We start from the raw sequence: 19,932 nt of genomic DNA, 5'->3' as shown, positions 1-19,932 counted from the left end.
AAGTGGGATTTACTCAAGCTCTTAGCGCGCTATGGGACAGCCGAAGGCAGCTTCAGATATCTGGGGCGGCCAGAACAGGCGTTTTTCCCCGGCTTCATCTGAAACTGTGGGACAGCCAAACGCACCCAGCCAGCGCAATCTCTACCGTTGCGGAAAATGAGCTGAAATTCTTAAAGTCGACCCGCAGTAGGTTCTTCAGATCCTTCGGAAAACCGAAGGTTCACGCTCGAATTTTGTCGCTTGTGGGATGCCAGTGAAGAGAAATCGTGTGCCCGGAGCGATCCTTGAATTGGGCGGGACCCTGGCAGAATGAAGAATAAGCGGTGCCGCCCGATATCAATGAGTAGCCCCCTGGGCCAGTCCCTGTGTACGCCAGCGTGTGTCCAGGGGGGCATTGGCCGTAAAGTCGCCGGTGGCGTAAACATTTGCGGTTGAGGTGCCGTCTGGCCACGGGATGGTGTCCACTTGGTTGCCAGATACGAAGCAGATTGCTGTCGTGTTCGAGTAATAGCACGCCTCGGCGTACGCCGCTGCCAACATTCCGCCGATCAGAACGGCCGTTTGGGGTTTGAATTTGAATTTCATGATGTATTTGTCCTTTCTTTACTTGGTTCACTGCGTCGCTCCTTCGCTCTCACAATGAGAGCGAAAATTGCCACGTTCAGGCCTGCCCAGCACACATAAAACCCCGCGTGCGACCTCAGCGCGAGAGCCGAGGATGTCCCATCGTGCGGCACGCCATAGATAACCTTGAGGGTGCCGTTACTCCCTAGCTCGTAAATCGCGCCATTAGTGTAAACGCGGGTCAACCACCTTTTTGGCTGTGTAAACGAGTCCGCCGCGAATGGACGAGCATCCAATGGACGGTTAGCGATTTCCATTTCAAGAATTCGCCACTGATCCAACTCCACCTCGGTGCGACCGCCATCGTGGCCTTTGACGATCCAGACATTCGTGATGACATCGGGCAGAAAAGGATGCTTCAGCGCAGACTCGTAGCCATAGCGAATCATGTAATCATTGGTCTGGTGCGGAAAAGCGTACCGGACGTTCAAGGCGCGCGGCGGTCCATGCGCTACCGGCAACAACTCGCCAGTAATCAGCAGGTGCTCATGGTCGACATCACACGCAGCCCGAAACCGGTTGCCCTCCCACCGGACAGTCCCAATCCCCGCGTACATGATGCCCAGGTTCAAAACCTCCCGTAATGGATGGAGCAGGAACGAGGTCGTGTAAAAGACGGAGGTGTCCCTGCCAGCCACGGATGGATCCCGGTCGTCCCAAGTGGTCAGCCGTGCGCCCGATTCAACCAGGGCGTGCCGATGCCCGGACCACGACACAAGCTCGCCTGCAACGTTGAAATTCGTGACGTCACCCGGGCTCGTGATTCGGCGGAACAACAGTCCATTGGTCTGCCACTTTGCCTGGAAGTACTCGAATCTTGTGGATAGCGCGAAGGTGCCATCCAAAGGCCGGGCGCCGCCGTCCATCGGGACCTTTCTGCTGGAAAACAAGGTTCTTGATGACCGGTGGTGAGGAGATGAACTGCTTGAACTGCTCGACGGCGGAAGGCGCGGCGTTCGAGTTTTCGTCAGCTTTGGCGTTTGCTCGCAAAGCCAGCCCTCCCGTCAGCAAAGCCAGAACCAGGCATCCGTGGCCAACCGCGAAAGGGTGCCCGGACTGGCTGCCCACCGAGGGGACCCGCGTCACCGGCCTGGGGAACCGGCCTGTTGCTGGCACTCCAGTTCACATTTGCCCATCGGTTGCATGAGAAAGGCTTTTAAGGCGTTCCTTCACATTTGCCCATCGGTTGCATGAGAAAGGCTTTTAAGGCGTTCCTTTCTTAACGCAGTCGTGGGAAACCCATAAACCCATAGAGAACCATTGCGCCGAAATAGGCAGAACGCGCAGGGCCGGAAGGAAATTCTTGGATAGTAATATCGCAATTTGGGAGGCAGCACGCTACTTTTGCAACCATGCACTCGATCCGGTTGCGTCGCTTGACGCCGGCCCGCCAGTTTTGGTTCGATTGCCAGGCCCATAGCCAATTGATGGAAACATGTCCCAGTCGCTTCTCCGATTAACCGCTATCAGCAAGGCATTCGGCGCAGTTCAGGCGCTGCGGGCGGTTTCCTTCGATCTGCTCGAGGGGCAAGTTCATGCCCTGGTCGGCGAAAACGGGGCGGGCAAATCGACCCTGGTCAAAGTGATGACCGGTGCGTTGCAGCCCGATGCGGGCGAAATTGAAGTGGCCGGCCACGCGCACCGTGGCTTATCACCCGCCCAGGCTCATCGACTCGGGATAGCCTGTATCTATCAACAACCGGCGCTCTTCCCGGACCTCACGGTTGCCGAGAACATCGCCCTGCGTTTGGAACCGGCTTCTGCCTTCCGTCGTGTGGACTTGGCGGCGCGCCGCCGGCGGGCGCAGCAATTATTGGAGCGGATTGGCGCGCGGATTTCGCCCGAGGCGGAGGTCAACGTGCTGTCGATGCCTGAACAGCAATTGGTCGAGATAGCCTGCGCGTTGGGCGCAGGGGCCCGCGCGCTCATCATGGATGAACCGACGGCGTCGCTGACTCAAAAGGAGCAGCACCTCCTCTTTGCCATTGTCAGGGACCTGCGCAACAGCGGGGTGGGCATCGTGTACATCACTCACCGGCTCGAAGAAGTGTTCACCCTGGCAGACAAGGTCACCGTTCTGCGTGATGGCCAAACTGTCGCCACCGGGACGGCGACTGACATGACCGAGGCATCGCTGATTCGACTCATGGTCGGACGCGAGGTTTCCCAAATCTACCCACCCTTGGAGACTGATTTGGGACAAGTGGTCTTATCCTTGAGCGGGTTGGGGTGTTCCTTTTCCGGTCTGCGCGACATCAGCCTGGAAGTCCGGCGTGGCGAAGTGCTCGGGCTTGCCGGACTGGTCGGCGCTGGCCGCACAGAACTGGCGCGGGTGCTTTTTGGCATTACACCCGCTGATGCCGGCCAAATGTTCATCGATGGAAGACAGGTCGCTGTCCAGTCGCCACAGCAGGCGATTGCCTGCGGCATCGGCTACGTCCCGGAAGACCGGCGGCGTCATGGTGTCATTCTCGAACTTTCAGTGGCAGAGAATATCACCATGGCCATCCACAACCGCATTTTTCCAGGCGCCTGGCTGCGCTTTGCCGCCGAACGGCAACTTGGTCTCGAGTACATCCGCCGGCTCGACATCAAAACCAGCTGTCCCGAGGCCCCGGTCAATTCTCTCTCGGGCGGCAACCAGCAAAAGGTGTCGGTTGCGCGGTGGCTGGCAACCCAACCCAAGGTGCTCATTCTGGATGAGCCGACTCAGGGAGCGGATGTCGGGGCCAAGGGTGAGATACACCGGATTATCCGCCGGCTGGCAAAACAAGGGCTCGGGGTGTTGTTGATTTCAAGCGACCTTCCGGAGGTAATCGGAATGAGTGACCGGATAGCCGTCATGCGGCACGGCACGGTGGTGGACACGCTGGCCGCCGGGAGCAATCCGCGAGACATCATGGCTGCCGCTTTTGGGCGCAAGGAGAAGGCGGCGTGAAACGGCATTTTCGTGAATGGTCGATTGCGGCGGCGCTCGGGCTGGTGCTGCTTGGGCTGGCGCTTGTTGCCCCCTCATTTTATGAACGGCAACCGTTGCTGTCGCTCCTGGCCAGTGAGTCTCCATCCCTTGTCGTCGCCTGCGGGATGGCCCTTGTTATTCTGGCGCGGCAAATTGATATTTCTGTCGGGTCCCAATTTGCTGTGTGCAGTGTCTGCGCCGGATTGCTGGCAGCAACGCATTGGCCGTTGGGGTTGGTGCTGTTGGCGTCCGTGGCCATCGGAGTTGTCATGGGGGCGCTGAACGGGTTTTTGGTGGCCGGGCTGGGACTGCCCTCGATTGTGGTGACGCTGGCTACAATGGTCAGTTGGCGCAAGGCCCTCGAGTGGCAACGTCAGGGCCAATTCGTCAACTTGCCCGATGGGACGCAGTGGTTCGGCCTGACCCAGGTTCAAGGCCAGCTTGCCCTGGTAGCAGCGGCTTTGGGCCTGGTGATTCTTTTGAGCATGGCCATGAGCTGCCTGGCGGCGGGCCGTTTCGTTTATGCCGTCGGCAGCGACGCCGAGGCAGCGCGCCTGGCAGGGCTCCGTCCGCGTCTGGTAACCTTTGGCGTATTTGTTCTCATAGGCGCTCTGACCGGGGCCGCAGCGCTGATGAACATGGTACAGTCGCCGCAGGTTGATCCGAAATCGGGCACTGGCCTGGAACTCAAAGTCATCGCCGCAGTTGTGGTGGGGGGCGTGGCCATTACCGGCGGACGGGGGAACCTGTGGGGCGTTTTTGTGGGTGTGTTATTGCTGGCCTGCATCAGTCCGGCGCTGGTTCATTTGCATGTCGAGGCCTACTGGGAACGGGCTATTCAGGGGGGGATAATTTTGCTCGCGGTGGTTGCTGACGGCCTGCGCGGGCGGAAACAAACAAATGAAAGCATTGGATTTGGGTAAAAGGGGCGTTGCTCGCCTGGCATGGCCGCAGGGATGGAAACGATTCCTGCTGCGCCACGAGACATGGCTGCTGCTGATCGTGATCCTGGAGTGTCTTTACTTCAACGCCGTTGGACGCCGATTCGGCACCTTGGAGAACAGTTACGACATCCTGAGGCATTCGGTTGAAATCGGGCTATTGGCGCTGGCGATGACGCCGGTAATCTTTGCGGGCGGGATCGATCTGTCGGTGGGCTCGTTATTGGGGTTATGCGCTATCCTGTTTGGCAAACTCTGGCGCGACGCCCATGTCCCCATCGGCTTAGCCGCCCTGTCCACACCCTGCATTGGCGCCGCCGCAGGCCTTTTGAATGCCTGGCTCATTACCCGTTTGCGGCTCCCGCCGTTAATCGTAACGCTGGGAACCTTCTCGCTTTTCCGCGGCCTGGCCGAGGCCATTACTCACGGCGTCGATACGTTCACGGGCTTTCCTGATTCTTTTCTGAGGCTTGGGCAAGGCCAAATCCTCGGAGTACCGGCCCAAGCACCGCTGTTCATTGTCGTGACAATCCTCTTATGGCTTTTGGTTCATCGAACCACTTTCGGGCGCTCCTGGCGCGCGATTGGCCTTTCACCGGAGGGCGCCCGTTACTCCGGGATTCCTGTATCGCGCCGGATTGGGATGAGTTATGTGCTCACGGGCGCCATGGCGGGCCTGGCAGCGGTCATTTACACCTCGCGCCTGGGCCAAGCGCGAGCCGACGCCGGGGTGGGCTATGAACTCTATGCCATCACCGCCGTGGTCCTGGGGGGCACCAGCATCTTTGGTGGCGTCGGCTCAATGCATGGGACCCTGCTCGGGATAGCAGCCATTGCCATACTGGACAACGGCCTAGTCCATGCCCTGCAACCCCGCGAGTTCGCCGGTTTGCTCACCGGGGCTTTATTGCTGCTGGCGCTCTCCGGTTCTGTTCTGGCGAAAAAGATCGCGCTGGTCCGCGCGGCTCGGTACACTTCCGCCTCAGAAACTCAATCGCCAGCCCAATGAAGAACATCCTGCTCCTTGCCCTTTTAGTGGCGATTTTGGTCACCGGCTGTGGAAAGTCTCCGGAATCGCAGTCCGCCAGCGGCAACAAAAAGCTGCTGATTGCGTTGATGCCCAAAAGCAAGGGCAACGCTTATTTTATCTCGTGCAGGAAAGGCGCCGAAAAGGCGGCCAGTGAACTGGGGGTCGAGTTGATCTTCGACGGCCCTACCGAGCCGGACCCTGCGAAACAAAATGAGATCGTCGAGAATTGGATAACGCTGGGAGTCGATGCCATTGCCGCAGCCTGCGAAAACAAAGAGGGCATCTCGACGGCCCTGCGCAAAGCTCAAAGCAAAGGCATCAAAGTCATTACCTACGATTCCGATGCGCTGCAGGATGCCCGCGCCTTTTTTGTCAACCAGGCGACTCCCGCAGGAATTGGCGACACGCTAATGGACGACGCGGCGCGCTTGATGGGAAACGAAGGTGAGTTTGCCATCATTACTGCCAGCCTGACAGCGGCCAACATGAATGAATGGCAAAAATACATCGAGGCGCGCCGGGCTTCCAAATACCCGAACATCAAAACTGTGGCTGTGCGCCCCTGCGATGATCTCAAAGATAAAGCCCAAGCCGAAGCGACCGCATTGTTAAGCGCCAATCCGAATCTCAAATTGATTATGGCCATCTGCTCGCCGGCAGTTCCGGGCGCAGCCGAGGCGGTCAAACAAGCGGGCAAAGCCGGCCAGGTCAAAGTCATCGGGCTGGGGTTGCCCAGCGAGAATCGCCGATATGTACATGACGGGATAACTGACAGCGTGATTCTTTGGAAAACGGAGGACCTGGGTTATTTAACAGTCTATGCCGCCCAAGCACTGGTGAAGGGAACTTTAAAGCCTGGCGACAAGAATTTCAAAGCGGGGAGCCTCGGGGAATTCGAAATCCAGGGTGACAATATCCTTTTAGGTAAACCATTTATTTTTAACAAAAGCAATATAGACCAGTTCGATTTTTGACCACAAAGCATGCAGACGGAAGCTTCGATGTTCGCGCCTTCGCGGGAGAGGATCGGGTCTCATTGGCGGCGGCTTTGTTCGAGGATAGGCGAGCGGCGCGCCGGTAGCGCAGGCGACCGCGCTGCTGCGGCCTATATCCTCGGTCAGTTTCGCGCGGCCAGTCTCGACAATGTCCAAGCCGAGCCTTTCCCGTGCGTGTCAGTACTGGAGGCGCGGGCCGAAGTTGCGCTGGGAACAAAGAAGCGCCTGTGGCCAGTGGTGGCCCGGGTGTTGGCGGGTTCACCGGGCACGCCAGGCTCTCGGGCGATTGAAGCCGGGCTGGTATGGATAGAAATGCCGGAGCAGGCGGAGCGTTTGTTACAACCATCGCTCCGGGGCAAAATCGCCGTCCTGTTCGGCCCCATGCCGACCCGGGCCGAACTCCACCGGCGCCTGGTCGAATGCGCCCCTGCAGCCGTCATCCACGTCGATGACCGCCTCCCTTTCGAGTGGGTAAAAGATGATGGCGTTTATCCGGTTTGGGCCAGGAAATATGGCATGCCTCCGACCTTAACCATCCCCTTCCGCGCGGCTTGGGATTTAAAAAAGGCCGGCGCAAACCGGGCGAGGCTCCGCGCGGTTGTCTCGTTGAAAGAAGTTGCTTCCAGTAACGCGGTCGGGGAAATTCCTGGCCGGCGACCCGGCCTGCCGTTGGTGGTGGTCAGCGCGCATCATGATACTCAGTGCAACAACACGGGCGCCGATGACAATGCCTCCGGGGTTGTCGCCTTGCTCGAATTGGCCCAGTTGCTCAAGGCCAAGCGCCCTTTGCGCACAATTCGCTTTGTCTCATTTGGTGCAGAAGAACAGCTCTCCGTCGGTTCAGCGCGCTACGTCATGGCGCATCGGCGGGAAATGGCTGAATTTGGGGTGGTGATGAATCTGGACAGCGTTGCCTCGCCGCTTGGGCATCACTGGCTTTTCCGAGCCGGGACGGGCTCGTTTGGCGCATGGATGGTTCGCTCGCTCGCCAAAAACGGCTTGGACACCGTCGAGAAAATCGCGCCGATGCCCTTTGCGGACCAATTCCCTTTCTCCGTGTTCGGAGTGCCCGCTGTGACCTTAATGCGTGCCAATATGGACAGCGGCATGCGCTGGCAACATCACAGTGCTCAGGATAATCTCGGCAATGTTTCCTTCACCGAACTGGTTCGGGTCATCCAGGCAGTCACTGCCACCGCGTTCGATTTGGCGCGCACGGTTAAGTGGCCGTTCAAAAAAGGGTTAGCCCCCGAACAGCGGACCGAGACGGCCCGGATGGGCAAGGAATTGTTTGGATTTTAAAACGTATGGAATATCACTTGCACGGCCAGGGCCGTGACTTGGGCGTTTTTCCGCTCGAAGAGTTACAACGCCGCCGGCAATCCGGTGGGTTGACCGGGACCGAGTTGGCGTGGCGCGAGGGCATGGCACAATGGCAAAGCTTGGACTCCATTCTGTCGGCTGCCCCCGCTGCAACGAGGTCCATGCCGCCTCCGCTGCCTGCATCGGCCCTGAAGAAAAACCCCAATTCCCTCGTCGCCTGGGTGGTGGCGGGGGGAATTGTAATGTTTCTGGCCGGAGCAAGCCTGATGGGAGTGCTGGTCGTCAAGGTGGCCCAACGACTCCGGGTGCAGAGCCAAGGGGCCACGGGCAACGACTTGCTCCTGGCAAGCAAGCCCATTGTCTGGAATACCAACAGCCTCACCGAGAGAGAGGTCCAAAAACGGGCCAAGGCCTTTCGCGTGCGCGAATATATTGATGGTTACAAAGAACGTGGCCATCGGGATACACCATGCGACGCGGAATCGCTTCAATTCCTGCGAACCTGGATCGACAGCTATTACGGCGGCGCCCAAACGGTCGCTTCGGCCAAACTCCAGGAGCTGGCCGACAAGCTGGTTTCCAGTGCCAATTGTGACGATCCGCTGGTGTTGACCGCCACTGCAGTCACCGGCCCTGAACTGCACGAGTCGATTTACCGGTTGGAGCGGGCCCTTAAGAACTTTGGCGATTCCCGTTATCGCGCCTATCCCCAATTTTACGCAACCGTCGTGCTCGCCAATGATGTGCGGGACGACCCCGGGCGGGTTGAGGTCTTGGATGCGACAGCCTTGGCGTTATTCAAGAAGGCCTTTCACGATGGCAGTTTTAGGCCTCAAGACCAACCCGAGCTGGCGGAAATCCTGGTGAACGGCTGGGGATATAACTTTTTCACTCGTAAAGGAGCGGTTATTGCTTCAATTGCGCAAAAAGCGGGAAAGCCGTACGAATGGCTGGGCCTTGTCCTGGAAGGCGAACACGAGGTCGTGCAGGCCTGGCGCTCGCGGGGAGGCGGTTACGGCAATACCGTGAGCCAGGCTAGTTGGCAGGCATTTGAAACCCATTCCGAGGCGGCGCAAGACAGCTTTACCAGGGCCTGGACTTTGCGCCCGGATTTGCCTCTAGCCCCAGAACGGATGGTCTATGTAGCCATGGGGATTTCGGGATTGGAAGAAATGCGCCTCTGGTTTGACCGGACGACCGCAGCCCAAATCGACTATCCGAGGGCATGGACCGACATGCGCTGGGGTTTGCGCCCCCGGTGGCACGGCAGCCTGGAATCCATGCGGGCCCTGGGCGTGGCGGCCATTAATACGCGGCGTTTCGATACAGACGTTCCGCGCAAGTTTTTCGACGTCGTTACCGATATGGAATCCGAGAGCCACATGCCTTATGGCCAGCATATTTATGGGCGTGAAGATATTTGGCCGCAGTTTCAACAGATGTATGAAGGCTATTTGGCGGCGCCCTCAGAGACTAATTTGATCGAGGGATGGCGCACCAGTTTCAGCGTGGTGGCGTACTTGGCAGGCCATTATGACGTGGCGCGCAAACAGCTCGAGAAGCTCAAGTGGAGGCCTTTGCAAAACAGCCTGGAGGGCTGGGACCAGGATTTATCCCTCATGTCTCTGGAAGTGGCGAGCCGCACGGGGCCTATGGCAGTCCAAGTCAACTCCGCCGAAGAGGCGAGCAAGATGGGCAACGTGACGGCGGCATTGCAGGCCTATCAGGCGCTTAGCCACACTCCCGGCCTGGACGAACTCACCAGCCGCTATGTTGATGCTCGAATCGCCGCTCTAAAGTTAGAACAGGCCCTGCAGCAAGGCGGGTGGGTCGATTTCCTGCCTAAAAAAGACGAGGACCCAGCCTGGGTTTGCCTGCGCGGCAAGTACCATTGCATCGAGGATGGCTCGGTGGAAATTGAGGCCGGCCCCACCGGCTATCTGCTCTTTCCCCGTGCCCGCATCGGCTCAAACTTCGAGGTCCGGGGCGAATTCGAACCTGTTCGGTCTTCTAACCACAGTTTCCAAGCTGGGTTGGTCGCCGGAATGCCTGATTTGCGCGATTACGACTTTTACGCCTTTCGTATGAAACGCAACGAAAACGAGGGGGAAGTGGCCAGTCTTTCTTACGGCTGGAGCAAGCGCCAGCTCGAACGCACCGTGAAATTGAACGACAGCACCAATTCATTCCAACTCCGCTTCGAGGAAGGCCGGGCCACAGCTTCGTTTAATGACCTGCAGATATTCCGCGACGCCAAAATCCCAGGCCCCCTCAGGGTTCCTCGCCAGGAGTTCATGGCTGGCCTGGGCGCCTTTAATGATTCGAATCAAACGGTTGTCCGCTATCGGCACGTTCAAATCCGCAGACACTAGAACTCGCCGAGCCTGGACATTTCGCAGCGCGGGCAAGCCCCAACCAAAACGATCAGCCGCGAGAGAACGCAAAGAACGCAAAGATTACTCAGGATTCCACACCAGGAAACCGTCGCGAAAATGAAAGGCTTTTCAATATAATGATTCATAGTTGATACACCCGGCGTGGGATCTCATTAACCCCGGCGCTTTAGCCCGGTGGTGCGCGGCCCGGCGAGGATTCGAGCCGTTTCAAAGGCTTCTCGGCCCGAGATGGCTGGGGCGGTTTTCGCCTCTACGGCCGTGGATAGCAAAGCAATTGTGCGCCAAACCACTGTGACATCCGGCAAGGGTATAGTGACAAAATGGCACGAATGGCACACATTAGCCACTTCATAAACCAGGTCCTATTCGCTATCTATTTGCCTTATTACTAGTTAGTTACATTTGAATTGCAATCTGTGGCACCATGCCTGCTTAAAGGCCATTGGCTTTGTCTATTTTAGCCAGGAAAAACTATGGCAAAAGTAATTGGAATTGATTTGGGCACGACTAATTCGTGCATGGCCGTCATGGAAGGCGGCGAGCCGGTGGTGTTGGAGAACTCTGAGGGACGTCGGGTAACGCCTTCGGTTGTAGCATTCACTAAAACGGGTGAACGTTTGGTAGGCGATGCCGCCAAACGCCAGGGAGTTACCAACTCGAGGAACACGATTTATTCAATCAAGCGCTTCATGGGGCGCAAATACTCCGAAGTTGAAGAAGAGCGCAAGCGTGTTCCCTACAAGGTGGTCTCGGGGACCAATGGCGACGCTTACGTGGAGGTCGAGGTTGATGGAAAACCCAAGCAGTTTAGCCCGCCCGAAATCTCGGCGATGATATTGGCCAAACTCAAGACCGACGCTGAAATGCGCCTGGGCGAGAAGATCAACCAGGCCGTCATTACCGTACCTGCTTATTTTAACGACTCGCAGCGGCAAGCCACCAAGGACGCGGGACGCATCGCCGGACTTGAGGTCCTGCGAATCATTAACGAGCCGACTGCCGCTTCGCTGGCATACGGTTTGGATAAGAAGAAGGATGAAGAGATCGCCGTTTATGACCTGGGCGGCGGCACATTCGATATTTCGGTGCTGGAAATTGGTGATGGAGTTTTCGAAGTGAAAGCCACCAATGGCGATACCCACCTAGGGGGCGACGACTGGGATGGCCGGATTATGGATTGGATTCTCGACGAATTCAAAAAAGAGCACGGCATGGACCTGCGCAAACAGCCCGATGCCCTCCAGCGCATCAAAGAGGAGGCTGAGAAAGCCAAGATTTCCCTGTCCAGCTCGCAGGTGTACGAGATCAACCTGCCGTTCATCACCGCCGACGCCAGCGGACCCAAGCACATCAGCATGAAGCTGACCCGCGCCAAGATGGAGCAGCTCTGCGATGACCTGTTCGAGCGCACCATCACCCCGGTCCGGAATTGCCTCCATGATGCGGGAGTCAGCGCGGATAAAATCGATGAACTGGTGCTGGTTGGCGGCATGACTCGCATGCCCAAGGTGGTCGATACCGCCCACTCTCTGGTCAACAAGACCCCCCATCAAGGGGTCAACCCGGACGAGGTCGTGGCGGTGGGAGCGGCCATTCAGGCCGGCGTTTTGAAGGGGGAGGTCAAGGACGTCCTGCTGCTGGATGTGACCCCGCTCTCGCTTGGCATTGAGACCCTGGGCGGAGTCTATACCAAGCTCATCGAGCGCAATACGACCATTCCAACCCGCAAGTCTGAAATCTTCTCGACGGCATCCGATAACCAGCCGGGCGTCGAAATCCACGTGCTCCAGGGAGAACGGCCCCTGGCCCGCGACAATAAGACTATCGGCAAGTTCCACCTGACGGATATCCCACCCGCGCCACGGGGTGTGCCGCAGATCGAGGTTACCTTCGACATCGACGCCAACGGCATCCTCCACGTCAGCGCCAAGGACCTCGGCACCGGCAAGGAACAGAAGATCACGATTACGGCCAGCAGCGGCTTGAACAAAGACGAGATTGAAAAGATGCGCCGCGACGCCGAGGCACATGCCGACGAAGACAAGAAGCAGCGCGAGGAAATCGAGCTGCGCAACGAAGCCGATAACGCCGTGTATCGCTCCGAAAAGATGCTCAAGGATAACGCTGATAAAATCTCCGGTGCTGATAAGAGCAAGATAGAAGAGGCGATTAAAGAAGCCCGCGAGGCGCTCAAAGGCCAGGACAGCGCGGCCATCCGCTCTGCAAATGAGAAACTCAATGAGGTATGGCAGTCCGTTTCCGCTGAGCTCTACAAAGCCGCCAGCGAGAAGGCCCGCGCCGGCAAAGGCCAGGAACAACCGGGCGCCGGTGGCGGCCCCAGTGCCGGGGGCGAACAGGCCCAAGGCGCCAAGAAGGACGAAGGTCCCATCATTGACGCCGAGGTCGTGGACGAGAAGAAATGATGCGCGATTTGGGGCAGGCTTTTTGGCCTGCCCCCCGCGTTTCAATCGCGGCTAATCGCGGCTTGTCGCGGTTCAGCGCGGTTTAATCCCGATGACGAAGTGAAAAAGCAAAATGGGCTCCTTTTATGCCGGCTGCATGGAGGGCATGAACGCGCAGGCGGATGCCCGGCGCAACACCTTGATGGCCGCGGGTCCGGTGGTTGCTGCGGCGGCCTAAACTAATTTCCCCCCGCGAGTGCGGCGGGATTTTGATTCGAAACAAATCAAGAACAAACAATAGGAAAAGCAAACTATGACACTAAACGTTAAACCGCTCGGCGACCGTATCCTGGTGGAAGCGGTCGAAGAGAAGGAAGTCAAGAAAGGCGGGATCATCATCCCCGATACCGCCAAAGAAAAGCCGATGGAGAGCATGGTCGTGGCGCTCGGCACCGGCAAAACCGATGACAATGGGAAAAAAGTTCCCTTTGAAATCAAAAAGGGGGACCGCGTGCTCGTCAGCAAGTACGGCGGCACGGAAATCAAGCTCGATGGCAAGGAATACAAGATACTTAACTCGGATGACGTCCTGGCCGTCCTGGAATAATCACGTTTAACATTCAACTAATAATTAGCAACGTATGGCAGCAAAACAATTAATCTTCGACGAGAACGCTCGTCAGACCCTCTTGAAGGGGGTCAGCAAACTGGCTCGAGCCGTGGCCGCAACGCTCGGTCCCAAGGGCCGCAATGTGGTGCTCGACAAGAAATTCGGTTCACCCACCGTGACCAAAGACGGGGTGACCGTCGCCAAGGAGATCGAGCTGGAAGACCCCTATGAGAACATGGGCGCGCAAATGGTGCGCGAGGTCGCCAGCAAAACCAGCGATGCCGCCGGTGACGGCACCACTACCGCAACGGTGCTGGCCGAGGCCATCTTCCGGGAAGGCCTGAAGTACGTCACCTCGGGCGCCAATCCCATTGGCATTCAACGCGGGGTCAATAAGGCCGTGGCCGCCGCCGTCGAGCAGCTCGATAAGATCGCCAAGAAGGTCAAAGACAAAGAGGAGATCAAACAGGTCGCCACTGTCTCGGCCAACTGGGACAACACCATCGGCGAGATTATCGCCGACGCCATGGATAAGGTGGGCAAGGACGGCACGATTACCGTCGAGGAAGCCAAATCCATCGAAACCACTCTCGATGTGGTGGAGGGCATGCAGTTCGACAAGGGGTATCTGTCGCCTTACTTCGTCACCAACGCCGAGACGATGGAATGCCGCCTCGAGGATGCTTACGTCCTGATTTACGAAAAGAAAATCAGCAGCCTCAAGGACCTGCTGCCGATCCTGGAAAAAGTGGCCAAAGTTGGCAAACCGATGTTGATCATTGCCGAAGAAGTCGAGGGTGAAGCCCTGGCTACCCTGGTGGTCAACAAACTGCGCGGCACGCTTAACGTCTGCGCCGTCAAGGCCCCCGGGTTCGGCGACCGCCGCAAGGCCATGTGCGAGGACATCGCCATCCTGACTGGCGGCAAGTTCATGAGCGAGGACCTTGGCATCAAGCTCGAGAGCCTCAGCCTCGATGACCTTGGCCGCGCCAAGAGCGTGGTGGTCGATAAAGAAAACACCACCCTCGTCGAGGGCGGCGGCAAGAGCTCCGAAATCCAGGGCCGGGTCAATCAGATTCGGCGCCAGATCGAGGAGACCACCTCCGATTACGATCGCGAGAAGCTCCAGGAACGCCTGGCTAAACTCGCCGGCGGCGTGGCCGTCATTAATGTCGGCGCAGCCACCGAAACCGAGATGAAGGAGAAGAAGGCCCGTGTCGAAGACGCCCTTCATGCAACCCGCGCGGCGGTCGAAGAGGGCATTGTCCCTGGCGGCGGCGTGGCGCTGTTGCGCTGCCTCTCGGCCATCGACACCGTCAAGCCCGAGAACGACGATGAACGCATCGGCGTGGACATTGTTAAACGGGCCGTCGAGTTCCCAACCCGCGCCTTGGCCGACAACGCGGGCGTGGAAGGCTCGGTAGTGGTCCAGGAAGTCAAACGCCGCAAAGGCAACGACGGCTACAATGTCTCGACCGGCGTGTATGAAGACCTCGTTAAGGCCGGGGTGGTCGATCCGAAGAAAGTCACCCGCACGGCCCTGCAGAATGCGGCTTCGATTGCCGGACTGCTCCTGACGACCGAATGCCTCGTGACCGAAATCCCCGAGAAGGAGAAGAAAGCTCCGATGCCGGGCGGCCACGGCGGCGGCATGGGCGACATGGATTATTAAGCGCCAGCAGGGCAGAGCGTCCCCTTGCCCTGTTACGGGAGGGACTGAATCAAAGCGAGGGGCAGGCGCTTCGCCTGCCCCTTCGCAAGCGGGCGAATTCAAAGCGAGGCTGGAGCACGCCAGCCTCGCTTTTTTTACGAATCCCTGCCCTCCAGGCAAGGATGAGAAACAGCAATGCTGCACGGTAGCGCAAGAGGCGGGCACACCTCTCCAGTCAAAAGCTTTCCCTCGACGTAAAACACGGCAACCCTGAGCCAACGTTATGGACCAATTGCATGACATCACTGATATCGGAGCAAACCTGGCGCATCGGTCATTTGACCCCGATCGAAAGCAAGTGATAGGAAGGGCTTTCGCTGCCGGGGTGCGCACTCTGATCATCACCGGCGCCAGTGTTGCCGGCAGTCACGAAGGGGTTCGCATTGCGCGCGAATACCCAGGCCGGCTGTTCGCAACGGCCGGGGTCCATCCCCACGACAGCCGGAACTGCACTGACGCAACCATTTCCGAACTCCGCGAGCTGGCGGCCGCCAACGAGGTGGTGGCAATAGGCGAATGCGGCCTGGATTTTAACCGTGATTACTCCCCCAGACCGCAACAGGAGAAGTGGTTCGAGGCGCAGGTCGCCCTGGCAGAGGAGTTGGAGATGCCGCTCTTTTTGCACGAGCGGGACGCCCGGCAGCGATTCTGCGAAATCCTGGCGAAAGCGCGAAAGAAAGTGCCCGCTGTGCTTCACTGCTTCACGGGCACGCGCGAGGACCTGAGGACTTACCTCGGGATGGGCTTGCACATCGGTATCACGGGCTGGATTTGTGATGAGCGCCGAGGCACGCATCTGCGTGAGCTGGTTCAGGACATCCCGCTCGACCGCCTGATGATCGAAACCGACGCGCCTTTCCTCCTTCCACGAACGATGCCCAGCAGACCCAAGGATGGCCGGAATGAACCTGCCTTTCTGCGGTACGTCCTCCAGACGGTCGCTGAATGCCTCTCGAAACCGGCCTCCGAGGTAGCGGCGGCTACCACCAATACGGCGCGGGAATTCTTTCGGCTTTGAGACTGATCTCCAAAGATTGGCCCAGATTTTGCTTGAAAAACCTTCGGGCCCGCTCATAGTCGCGCCACGGTGTTCGCTAGTCATTTGAATTCGAAATTAAAGTGCTCTCTAAACTGTGCTCGGGGATGCGGGTTTCAAAGGGTTGGAGGTGGTCGTCGAGACCGTTGAACAGGTTCTCGATGCGCAAAAGGAATCCCTGTGCCGCAGTGAAGTCCTCGCCTATTACAGAGGAGTCTGCAACATACGCTACAACTGTAACCTGCCGAGGATTCTCCCTCTCCCCTTCCGAAGGGGAGAGGGCTGGGGAGAGGGGTCCCTCTCTATGCAGTCTATCTCATCCCAGTAAGAACTGCTTTGCAAAGAAGGAAGTCTCCAACCCAACATCAAATCCGGCGATGTGGCGTGCGGCGCTCGCCCCGCTCTTTTGGTTGCCCGTTTTTCTGTGCGCCATCGGAGTTCAAATAGCCTCAGCAGCGCCACGAGACATCAGCGCGCATACGCGCGATCAAATCCAAATTCTCCAGGACGAAAAGGCCTCGCGCACTCCCGCGCAAAGGAAAATCGATTCGCAACTGATTTATTCCTTGCGCGAGCGGCATCAGAAATTCCTGAGCCGCAATCTGCCGTCGTTAAAGCCGGTGTTGAAGCTCGAGCGCGACGGGCGGGTGCTGGTGGACTTGAACGCCGAAGTGACTCCCGGGTTGCTGGATTTTATACGGCAGAACGGGGGTGTAGTCGTCAACAGCTTCCAACGTTATCGGGCGGTGCGCGCTTTGGTTCCACTGGACGGCATCGAGCCGCTGGCCGCCCAGGCAGAAGTGCGCTCGGTTCGGCCAGCGGACGGGGCGATGGTTAATGCGAGTGGGTCCGTTTGCCATGAAGGCGATATCGCTCACCGTGCGGACGTTGCGCGCCAGAGGTTTGGTGTGGATGGCACGGGGATAAAGATCGGAGTGTTGTCGGATAGCGTGGATTACCTCTCGCAGGTCCAAACCGCAGGGCAACTTTCGACGGTCACGGTGCTGCCGGGTCAGTCGGGTACCGGTAATGGCGAAGGAACAGCGATTCTCGAGATTCTTCATGCTCTTGCGCCGGGTTCAGACCTTTATTTCGCGACGGCCTTTAGTAGCATCGCGAGCTTCGCCCAAAACATCCGAGACCTGCAGGCTGCCGGTTGCAACATCATTGTGGATGATGTCACTTATTTTAACGAATCCCCTTTTCAGGACGGGCCTATTGCCCAAGCGGTTGATGACGTGAGCGCCGCCGGTGTACTGTTCTTCTCCTCTGCGGGAAACTCGGGAAGCGTCGATCACGGGACAGCCGGGACGTGGGAGGGTGATTTTAAAGACGGCGGCCCGGCTACGATTGGGCGGGGCGGACGGGTCCATGATTTTGGCGGGACCAATTACAATACTCTGATGTATGGCGGGGGTAGCTTCAAGATGGTGAACCTGTTTTGGGCCGACCCGCTGGGCGCCTCGACGAATGATTATGATGTCTATGTGCTGGATTCCACCGGCTCGATCATCGCCAGTTCAACCGACGTTCAGGATGGCACTGGAGACCCTTACGAGACCATTCCCTTTATCTATCCTGGGAATGGCATCGTTATTGTGAAGTACTCGGGCGCGGACCGGTACCTCTCTCTCAGCACAGGCCGGGGTGTGTTGGCAATTTCCACTCCAGGGGCAACGCATGGGCACAATGCATCGGTCGCCAGCAACGCCTTCTGCGTGGCCGCAACCAAGGCCAGTTCCCCGCCTCAACCCTTCTCAGGCGGGACCGCCAATCCCGTTGAATCCTTTAGTTCGGACGGGCCTCGCCACATGTTTTTCAACCCGGACGGCAGTGCAATGACACCGGGTAATTTCTCCTCAACCGGAGGGCAAGTGTTCCAGAAGCCGGATTTGACTGCCGCCGATGGTGTGACGACTGCCGTGCCCTCATTCCCGTCGTTCTATGGCACATCTGCTGCCGCCCCGCACGCAGCCGCCATTGCGGCTTTATTATGGTCCTACTGCCCGTTTCTTTCAGCCGGTGCTGTGAAATCCATTCTCAGCCAATCCACCTTGGATATCGAGCAGTCGGGGTTGGATCGTGACGCCGGTTTTGGAATTGTGATGGCTGATCAAGCCCTGTCGGCGGGGTTCCAGGTGAGCATCCAATCCGTTCAGTTGCAGGATGCTAACGGCAACGGCAGCCTGGATACGAACGAGTGCGCCGATGTGCTGGTCACACTCCAGAATCCCATGTCTCAGTCTTTCACCGGGATTACTGCTGTTCTCATTGCCACCACTCCTGAAGTCCTGGTCGATCCCGCCCCACGAAGCCTGCCGGCGCTGCTCTCCGGGGGAAGCGCAACTTTCACGACTCCTTTTCGCCTGAGCACAACGCCTTCTTTTATTTCTGGTACCAATGCGCAGTTTACGCTCAAGCTGACGTTGGCGGACCAGAGCACCTTTTTACTGCCATTCCAACTCAGCACGCTGGCTCTTGGTCCGCCAGTGACGGCCTCCTCGACTACCACGCCTACGGACATTCCGGACCTGGGCAGTATTTCCTCGCCGGTCTCGGTGAGCGGTTTTGACGGAAACGTCGGCCAGATCAAGGTTTCAGTCTATATTACGCACCCGTACGATTCGGACCTGACGATGACGCTTTTGGGTCCGGATGGAACGTCGGTGCTGTTGAGCGCCAACAACGGCGACAGCGGCCAAAACTATGGAGCAGCGTGCACCAATGCGACGGTCTTTTTCGACGGGGCTACTGCCAGTGTTGCTTCCGCTTCCGCGCCGTTCGTAGGGACGTTTCAACCGCAGGAGGCTCTGTCGGTCTTTCAAGGCAAGAGTGGCAATGCCGTCAACGGACTGTGGCAATTACAGGTCGAGGATCAGGTGCAGGGAGATGTGGGGACGCTTCAGTGCTGGCAATTGGAGCTGTCCGCGATTGCCTCGCGCGATGGAGGCGGGCAATGCCTGGTTCCGCCGCAGGTCAACCAACCGCCCACAAATCAGTTTGTGCTCAATGGTGGAACAACCCTGTTCACCGTGGGCGCGCAGGGAACGGCTCCGCTGAGTTATCAATGGTATTTCAACGAGACCAATAGCCTGCCTGATCAGACCAACGCCACCCTGGTCCTTAGCAATGCCACGCCAGACCAGACAGGCGACTACACTGTAGTAGTGAGCAATCCCTACGGCAGCGTCAGCAACTCAGCCAGCCTGCTGGTTTGGGTCCCGCCCACCTTGTCTTGTGGGACCAATCGCACCATTGAATTGGGCGCTGCGTGGGGCTTTGACGCGCCGGTCGTCACTGGCAGCAATACAACCCTCGTGCTTCTGGGTACGCAAACTAATAGCGGCTGCGGCCAAACTTTCACGGCCACTCGCAGTTGGCTGGCTACTGATCAGGACAATTTCCAGGCTACCTGCACCCAGACCGTGACGGTGGTGGATACGACCCCTCCCTTATTGAGCTGTCCGGGGAACAAGAGCGTCACCAACGGAACGCCCTGGAGTTTCGATGCGCCCACAGCCCAGGATGCCAGCCAGAGCGAAGTGCTGGTTTATGACAACTGGAGCAACGACCTGTCCAGAGTCCTGGCTCCAGGTTCGACAAAGGTCGGCAACGAAATCATTCTGGACAGCTCAGAGCGTTACCCGACGCGTTTTGCCTTCCAGTACTGGGGAACCAATACACAGCAGGCCGGCTTTGTGGGCAACGTAATGGTCGAGGTCCGGTTCTACAGCAATGATGGGCCGGCGCTGGTGACGGGCGAGGCCACACCCGGCAGCATCCTTTATGACAGCGGACTGTTGCCGCTGGCGGCCAGCCCGAGCGGGTCTGTGGTGGTGCAGGATTTTCAACTGAACGCTGCGGTGCCGTTGGTTGGGGCGTTGCCTGATTCGTTCACCTGGAGC

The 19,932-nt window shown here is 58.2% G+C and carries 13 protein-coding genes; 11 read left to right on the top strand and 2 right to left on the bottom strand.

Annotated elements, in window-relative coordinates; all coding sequences use genetic code 11:
• Window positions 1–336: 336 nt before the first annotated feature.
• Both VG146_04510 and VG146_04505 read right to left on the bottom strand, forming a co-directional pair.
• Complete coding sequence (locus tag VG146_04510) at window positions 337–585, bottom strand: hypothetical protein (protein ID HEV2391609.1); 249 nt, start codon at window positions 583–585, stop codon at window positions 337–339.
• Window positions 582–1,514: a hypothetical protein gene (locus VG146_04505; protein HEV2391608.1), complete on the bottom strand. Its 933-nt coding sequence runs from the start codon at window positions 1,512–1,514 to the stop codon at window positions 582–584. The genes VG146_04510 and VG146_04505 overlap by 4 nt, the downstream gene beginning before the upstream one ends.
• Window positions 1,515–2,059: 545 nt before the next feature.
• Here VG146_04505 and VG146_04500 point away from each other — a divergent pair.
• The 11 genes from VG146_04500 to VG146_04450 form a co-directional block, all read left to right on the top strand.
• Window positions 2,060–3,562 carry a sugar ABC transporter ATP-binding protein gene (locus VG146_04500; GenBank protein HEV2391607.1) on the top strand — a complete coding sequence of 501 codons (1,503 nt, stop codon included), beginning with the start codon at window positions 2,060–2,062 and terminating at the stop codon, window positions 3,560–3,562.
• Window positions 3,559–4,506 carry an ABC transporter permease gene (locus VG146_04495; protein ID HEV2391606.1) on the top strand — a complete coding sequence of 316 codons (948 nt, stop codon included), beginning with the start codon at window positions 3,559–3,561 and terminating at the stop codon, window positions 4,504–4,506. Before VG146_04500 ends, VG146_04495 begins: the two co-directional genes overlap by 4 nt.
• Window positions 4,484–5,533: an ABC transporter permease gene (locus VG146_04490; GenBank protein ID HEV2391605.1), complete on the top strand. Its 1,050-nt coding sequence runs from the start codon at window positions 4,484–4,486 to the stop codon at window positions 5,531–5,533. The genes VG146_04495 and VG146_04490 overlap by 23 nt, the downstream gene beginning before the upstream one ends.
• Window positions 5,530–6,528: a substrate-binding domain-containing protein gene (locus VG146_04485; GenBank protein HEV2391604.1), complete on the top strand. Its 999-nt coding sequence runs from the start codon at window positions 5,530–5,532 to the stop codon at window positions 6,526–6,528. The genes VG146_04490 and VG146_04485 overlap by 4 nt, the downstream gene beginning before the upstream one ends.
• A 9-nt stretch (window positions 6,529–6,537) precedes the next feature.
• On the top strand, window positions 6,538–7,851 hold the full coding sequence (locus VG146_04480) for a M28 family peptidase (protein ID HEV2391603.1): 1,314 nt from the start codon (window positions 6,538–6,540) through the stop codon (window positions 7,849–7,851).
• A gap of 5 nt (window positions 7,852–7,856) precedes the next feature.
• Complete coding sequence (locus tag VG146_04475; GenBank protein HEV2391602.1) at window positions 7,857–10,244, top strand: DUF4339 domain-containing protein; 2,388 nt, start codon at window positions 7,857–7,859, stop codon at window positions 10,242–10,244.
• A 497-nt stretch (window positions 10,245–10,741) separates the two neighbouring features.
• Window positions 10,742–12,691 carry a molecular chaperone DnaK gene (gene dnaK / locus VG146_04470; protein ID HEV2391601.1) on the top strand — a complete coding sequence of 650 codons (1,950 nt, stop codon included), beginning with the start codon at window positions 10,742–10,744 and terminating at the stop codon, window positions 12,689–12,691.
• 292 nt (window positions 12,692–12,983) lie between these two features.
• Window positions 12,984–13,277 carry a co-chaperone GroES gene (gene groES / locus VG146_04465; GenBank protein HEV2391600.1) on the top strand — a complete coding sequence of 98 codons (294 nt, stop codon included), beginning with the start codon at window positions 12,984–12,986 and terminating at the stop codon, window positions 13,275–13,277.
• 34 nt (window positions 13,278–13,311) lie between these two features.
• Window positions 13,312–14,952, top strand: coding sequence for a chaperonin GroEL (gene groL, locus VG146_04460; GenBank protein ID HEV2391599.1), 1,641 nt, complete (start codon window positions 13,312–13,314; stop codon window positions 14,950–14,952).
• A gap of 262 nt (window positions 14,953–15,214) precedes the next feature.
• Window positions 15,215–16,009: a TatD family hydrolase gene (locus VG146_04455; GenBank protein ID HEV2391598.1), complete on the top strand. Its 795-nt coding sequence runs from the start codon at window positions 15,215–15,217 to the stop codon at window positions 16,007–16,009.
• Between the two features lie 395 nt (window positions 16,010–16,404).
• The coding region (locus tag VG146_04450; GenBank protein ID HEV2391597.1) for a S8 family serine peptidase at window positions 16,405–19,932 on the top strand (3,528 nt) is incomplete at its 3' end.

It is taken from the genome of Verrucomicrobiia bacterium (assembly GCA_035946615.1).
In the GTDB taxonomy this organism is placed as follows: Bacteria; Verrucomicrobiota; Verrucomicrobiia; order Limisphaerales; family UBA8199; genus DASYZB01.
Note: the sequence above shows the minus strand (reverse complement) of the source record. Positions and strands in the feature narration are given on the sequence as shown.

What these genes read in the sequence shown, in the direction of transcription:
- VG146_04510 (HEV2391609.1), bottom strand. Translation starts at nt 585, where the DNA reads ATGAAATTCAAATTCAAACCCCAAACGGCCGTTCTGATCGGCGGAATG.
- VG146_04500 (HEV2391607.1), top strand. Translation starts at nt 2,060, where the DNA reads ATGTCCCAGTCGCTTCTCCGATTAACCGCTATCAGCAAGGCATTCGGC.
- VG146_04490 (HEV2391605.1), top strand. Translation starts at nt 4,484, where the DNA reads ATGAAAGCATTGGATTTGGGTAAAAGGGGCGTTGCTCGCCTGGCATGG.
- VG146_04485 (HEV2391604.1), top strand. Translation starts at nt 5,530, where the DNA reads ATGAAGAACATCCTGCTCCTTGCCCTTTTAGTGGCGATTTTGGTCACC.
- VG146_04480 (HEV2391603.1), top strand. Translation starts at nt 6,538, where the DNA reads ATGCAGACGGAAGCTTCGATGTTCGCGCCTTCGCGGGAGAGGATCGGG.
- VG146_04475 (HEV2391602.1), top strand. Translation starts at nt 7,857, where the DNA reads ATGGAATATCACTTGCACGGCCAGGGCCGTGACTTGGGCGTTTTTCCG.
- dnaK (HEV2391601.1), top strand. Translation starts at nt 10,742, where the DNA reads ATGGCAAAAGTAATTGGAATTGATTTGGGCACGACTAATTCGTGCATG.
- groES (HEV2391600.1), top strand. Translation starts at nt 12,984, where the DNA reads ATGACACTAAACGTTAAACCGCTCGGCGACCGTATCCTGGTGGAAGCG.
- groL (HEV2391599.1), top strand. Translation starts at nt 13,312, where the DNA reads ATGGCAGCAAAACAATTAATCTTCGACGAGAACGCTCGTCAGACCCTC.
- VG146_04455 (HEV2391598.1), top strand. Translation starts at nt 15,215, where the DNA reads ATGGACCAATTGCATGACATCACTGATATCGGAGCAAACCTGGCGCAT.